Origin of the sequence: Kytococcus schroeteri (assembly GCF_002847825.1) — a bacterium.
GTDB classification, from domain to species: domain Bacteria; phylum Actinomycetota; class Actinomycetes; order Actinomycetales; family Dermatophilaceae; genus Kytococcus; species Kytococcus schroeteri.
The window spans coordinates 1-4,964 of sequence record NZ_PKIZ01000026.1 but is presented as its reverse complement, the minus strand read 5'-3'; the positions used below and the strand labels follow the sequence as shown (position 1 = coordinate 4,964).

At 73.9% G+C, this 4,964-nt stretch carries 6 protein-coding genes; 5 read left to right on the top strand and 1 reads right to left on the bottom strand.

All coding sequences use genetic code 11. The annotated features are described in order from the left end of the window. A partial coding sequence (locus CYJ76_RS12565; protein WP_180802287.1) for a hypothetical protein occupies positions 1 to 196 on the bottom strand: 196 nt, incomplete at its 3' end. A 64-nt stretch (positions 197 to 260) separates the two neighbouring features. Between CYJ76_RS12565 and ygfZ the strand changes: the two genes are divergently transcribed. The 5 genes from ygfZ to CYJ76_RS10745 all read left to right on the top strand — a co-directional run bounded on the left by ygfZ (position 261) and on the right by CYJ76_RS10745 (position 4,785). Beyond that, on the top strand, positions 261 to 1,352 hold the full coding sequence (gene ygfZ, locus CYJ76_RS10765; RefSeq protein WP_101850082.1) for a CAF17-like 4Fe-4S cluster assembly/insertion protein YgfZ: 1,092 nt from the start codon (positions 261 to 263) through the stop codon (positions 1,350 to 1,352). Positions 1,353 to 1,499: 147 nt separating this feature from the next. Then, positions 1,500 to 2,546, top strand: coding sequence for a DUF2382 domain-containing protein (locus CYJ76_RS13120; protein WP_101850081.1), 1,047 nt, complete (start codon positions 1,500 to 1,502; stop codon positions 2,544 to 2,546). 81 nt (positions 2,547 to 2,627) lie between these two features. Beyond that, a complete protein-coding gene (locus CYJ76_RS10755) occupies positions 2,628 to 3,620 on the top strand; it encodes an asparaginase (protein WP_101850080.1) in 993 nt (330 codons plus the stop codon). Further along, on the top strand, positions 3,620 to 3,988 hold the full coding sequence (locus CYJ76_RS10750) for a DUF2516 family protein (protein WP_238138228.1): 369 nt from the start codon (positions 3,620 to 3,622) through the stop codon (positions 3,986 to 3,988). Before CYJ76_RS10755 ends, CYJ76_RS10750 begins: the two co-directional genes overlap by 1 nt. A 2-nt stretch (positions 3,989 to 3,990) precedes the next feature. Further along, positions 3,991 to 4,785 (top strand): alpha/beta fold hydrolase, encoded by a 795-nt coding sequence (locus tag CYJ76_RS10745; RefSeq protein ID WP_101850079.1) that lies wholly within the window; start codon positions 3,991 to 3,993, stop codon positions 4,783 to 4,785. Positions 4,786 to 4,964: the final 179 nt, after the last annotated feature.

Here is a 4,964-nt window from a genome sequence, read left to right as displayed (position 1 = left end):
GGGTGGTGGTGGATGGCAGCAGCTGGTCGTCCACGGTGATGTTCTTCTCGAGGGTGTCGTTGGCGCGCCACACCCAGACGGCGGCCAGCACCAGCAGGAGGGCCAACAGCGCCGCGACGGTGCCGCACCCCCAGCGCCACCAACGGCGCCCGCCGTGGCCGCGCTGGCGGGTCGTCTCCGGGATCTTCGTACTCATGGCGGACACAGTAGGGGCCCCGGCTGGGAAGGGCCGGCGACCTGCGCGCGTTGGCCGGAGTGTGATGACGCAGACGTCCCCTGAAGACCCCGCCCACCCCTCGCCCTCCCCACTCAGCGCACGGCCCGGCGCGGTGCGCCTCGGCTCGCCGGTGGCGCTGCACCACGGTGACCCGCTCAAGGAGCAGCGGCTCCTCGAGGAGGGGCTGGCCGTGGTCGACCTGGGGGACCGCGGTGTGGTGACGGTCACCGGGCCGGACCGCCTCACGTGGCTGCACAGCCTCGTGACGCAGGACCTGGCCGGGCTGCCGCCCCACCACTCGGCGGAGGCCATCCTCCTCACCCCGCAGGGCCGCATCGAGCACGTTCTGCACGTGGTGGACGACGGCGAGACCACCTGGATCACGACCGACCCCGGCCACGCCGCGCCGCTGGCCGCCTTCCTGGACTCGATGCGGTTCATGCTGCGGGTCGAGGTGGCCGACCGCAGCGACGACCTGCGTGTGTTGGGCGAGCCGGTGGCGGCCGAGGGGCTTCCCGGCGAGCCCCCGGTGTGGCGGGACCCCTGGCCCGGGCCGGTCGGGGAGACGGCGGTGCGTACCGCGCCGGAGCTCGGGCGCCACCCCGGTGAGGGGTGGGCGTGGCGGGAGGTGGTGCTGCCCGCCGACGAGGTGGAGGCCTGGGTGGGCGACCGCCCGCTGGCCGGCCGGTGGGCGCTGGAGGCCCTGCGGGTGGCGGCCTGGCGACCGGCGGCCGACGAGGTCGACGAGCGCTCCATCCCGCACGAGCTGGACTGGCTCCGTACGGCGGTGCACCTGCGCAAGGGCTGCTACCGCGGGCAGGAGACGGTGGCGCGGGTGCAGAACCTGGGCCAGCCACCGCGGCGGCTGGTCTTCCTGCACCTCGACGGCTCGGGGCACGAGCTGCCGGTCGTGGGCGCCGAGGTGCGCTCCGGGGCCGTGGCCGGGGAGCCGGGCTCCGGCCGGGTGGTGGGCCGGCTCACGAGCGTGGCCCGCCACCACGAGCTGGGCCCCATCGGCCTGGCGGTGGTGAAGCGCTCGGTCGACCCCGCGGAGACGCTCACGGTCGACGCGACGGCCGCGGCCCAGGAGGTGGTGGTGGCGCCCGGTGGTCGTCCTCGGCGTCGCCGTCCCTGAGGTCGGCGTACTGTGTGACACAGGACACACGCCTGCGGTTGGTTCCGTGACCTTTCGCAAATACTGTGGATCCGAACCCCCCGGTCCTCCCGGGTGGGAGACCTGAGACGGACACGGCTCGCGCTTCGGGCCCGAAGGAGTACAGCAATGATCAGCAAGGAGCAGCTGCAGGACCTGCGAGGCGGCGACCTGTTCGGCGCCGGCAACGAGAAGATCGGGTCCATCAGCGACATCTACTTGGACGACCAGACCGGCCAGCCCGCCTGGGCCACGGTCAACACCGGCATGTTCAGCGGCGACAGCTTCGTGCCCCTGGACGACGCCACGATCGCCGACGGCGGCCTGGCCGTGCCCTACTCCAAGGACAAGGTGAAGGACGCCCCGCAGATCGAGGCCGGTCAGCACCTGGACGCCGAGCACGAGGTGGAGCTGTACCGCTACTACGGCGTGCAGTTCGACGGCGACACCACCCAGACCGAGACCGGCTTCGCGGGTGACCGCGTCGAGGCCGCCGACGTGGAGCGCGACAACACCGGTGCCGACTTCGGCCGCTGGGACGGCGCTGCCGCCGGCGCCGCTGCGGGCACCGGCCTCGCCGCCGGCGACGCCACCGCCAAGGCCGACTACGACCGCCAGTACGGCTCGGAGTCCGAGATCGACGTGGAGCGCGAGCGCGCCCTGGAGGCCGACCAGGCCGCCGGTTTCGCCGACCGCGGCACCGACGCCACCACCGCCGTGCCCACCGCCGCCGCCTCCACCGGCTACGCCGACGAGCGCACCGCCGACCGCGGCCTGGCCGTCGACGGCGAGCGCACCACGGTGACCCGCCACGAGGAGCGCCTGAACGTGGGCAAGGAGCGTCGCGAGACCGGCTCCGTGCGCCTGCGCAAGTTCGTGGTCGAGGAGGACGAGACCATCTCCGTGCCGCTGGAGCGCGAGTCCGTGGAGATCGAGCGTCGTGAGATCACCGGTGGTCAGCCGGTGGGCGCCTGGGACTTCGCCGACGACGAGCTCGAGGTCCGCCTCGTCGAGGAGCACCCGGTGATCTCCAAGGAGGTCTACGCGGTGGAGGAGATCGGCCTGAACAAGAAGGTCGTCACCGAGAACCGTCAGGTCACCGAGCGCCTGCGCCGCGAGCGCGTCGAGATCGAGGGCGCCGACGACGCCCAGCTCGACGGCCGCGACCGCTTCTGAGCGATCCGCTGACCCGCTGACGCGGCCCCGCCCCACCGGGCGGGGCCGCGTCGTGCGTGCGGGCTGGACTACCCTCGCCGCGTGACCGCTCCCAGCTCGCACCACAGCCCCCTCGTTGAGGCCCCCGTGGTCGCCCACGTCGTCCGGGGCGACCTCGTGGAGTCCGTGCACCACGGCCTGGCCGTCCTCACCGCGCCGGACGGAGGGGTGGAGCGGGCCGTCGGGCCGGTGAACGTGCCGATGTTCCCGCGCTCGGCCAACAAGCCGATGCAGGCCGTCGGCATGCTGCGCGCCGGTGCCGCCCTCTCGGGCCGCCACCTCGCGCTGGCGTGTGCGAGCCACTCCGGCGAGGCCTTCCACCGCGATGCCGTGCTGGAGATGCTGGCGTCCGCGGGCTTGGACGCCTCCTTCCTGCAGAACACGCCCACCCTGCCGGGGGACGAGCAGGTGCGGGCCGACTGGCTCGCCGCGGGGAAGGGCCCCACGGCCCTGGCGCAGAACTGCTCCGGCAAGCACGCCGGCATGCTCGCGGCGTGCGCGGCTGCGGGATGGAGCACCCAGACCTACCTGGACCCCGCCCACCCGCTGCAGGTGGCCATCCGTGAGGCGGTCCAGGACCTCTCGGGCGACGCCGTGGAGCACGTGGCCGTGGACGGCTGCGGGGCCCCGGTCATGTCCCTGACGCTGGCGGGACTCGCGCGGGCCTTCGGCCGCATCGCGTCGGCCACCGAGGGGCCCGAGCGGGACGTGGCCGACGCGATGCGGGAGAACCCCCAGTACGTGGGCGGGACCCGGCGCGAGGTCACCGCGCTGATGCGTGCGCTGCCCGGCGCGGTCGCCAAGGACGGCGCCGAGGCCGTGCTGGCCCTCGGGCTGCCGGACGGTCGGGGCCTGGCGGTGAAGGTCGCCGACGGCGCCGAGCGCGCGCTGTGGCCGGTGGCGGTGGAGCTGCTCCGCTCCGCCGGCGTGGAGAACGAGGCCCTGGACCGCATCGGTGCAGTGCAGGTGATGGGGCACGGACGGGCCGTCGGCTCGGTCGTGGCCACCGGGATCGTGGACGAGGAGGCCCGTTGATGGACATGGTCGTGCTGAGCATCCTGCGGTTCGAGACCTGGGTGCTGGCGGTGCTTGCCGTGGTGGCCCTCGTGGTGGAGGTGCGGGCGCTACTGCACGTGCTCACCACCCGGGTGGACGCCTTCCCGGCCGCGGATGCCCGCACCAAGGGCTTCTGGGCCGTGGTGCTTGGTCTGTGCACCCTGCTGGGCGCCTACCAGGTCTGGGTGCTGGGGAGCCTCGTGGCGTTGGGGTCGTGGACGACCTTCCCGCCGCTGGCGCTCTTCGGCCTCATCGCGGTCACCGTGGCGGGCGTCTACCTGGCCGACACCAAACGGCGCATCGAGGGGATCCTGGCCAACGCCCAGACCCCCGGCCGCCTGTGGTGAGCATGCCCGGCCCGCAGACGCACCTCGAGGACGGGCCGGAGGGGCCGCTGGAGGTGTTCGCCACCGGGAGGGGCGAGCCGGTGACCGTGTACGCGCACGGGCTGGCGGGCAGCATCACCTCCACCCGGCCCTTCGCCACCGGGGTGGTCGGCGGCTCGGTGTTCCTGCACCAGCGCGGCCACGGGCGCTCCCTGGCGCCCGAGGGCGGCTGGGACTACGGGCATCTGGCAGCCGACCTGCTCGCGGTGGCCGACCGCCACGGGGCCACCCGCGCGTTGGGGCTGAGCATGGGGGCGGGCGCCATCACGCGGATCCTGGCCGAGCAGCCGGACCGCTTCGAGCGGGCCGTCCTGGTGATCCCCGCCGTCATCGACGCCACACGCGAGGACGCCGCGCTGCGCCGTATGGAGCGGATGGCTGCGCTCGTGGAGGCTGGTGACGCCGACGCCCTCGAGGCGTGGCTGCTGGCCGACCAGCCCGCGGCGGTGCGCGACCAGCTGGCGGTGCGCGCCTTCTGCCGCCAGCAGGCCGAGGCGCTGCTGAGCACGGGGGCGGCCGCGGCGCTGCGGGCGCTGCCGGGGGCCCACCCCATCGACGACCGGGCCGCCCTGGCCGCGGTGAGCGCCCCGGTGCTCGTCATCGGGCAGGAGGACGACGACGCGCACCCGGCCTCGGTGGCCCGTGGGCTGGGCGAGGCCCTGGGCAACGCGACGGTGGAGGTGCTGCCGCCCGGCGGGCTCATCTGGGCCCACCGCAAGCGGGTCCGCGAGCTGGTGACGGGCTTCCTGAACGCCTGAGAGTCAAGACTCGCTCAGGGTTCGTTGAGGCAGTTGAATCCTGGATTCGGGGGGGATAGTCCTTGCAGTCGACTATGAGGGGAGTAGTAATCCGGCTCTTCCCAGATGAGGGTGTAGGCGACGCAGCAGCCGTGGTGGGAGGGCGCGGCGCGTCGGTGCCCGGATAGTGGTCGAGGCCT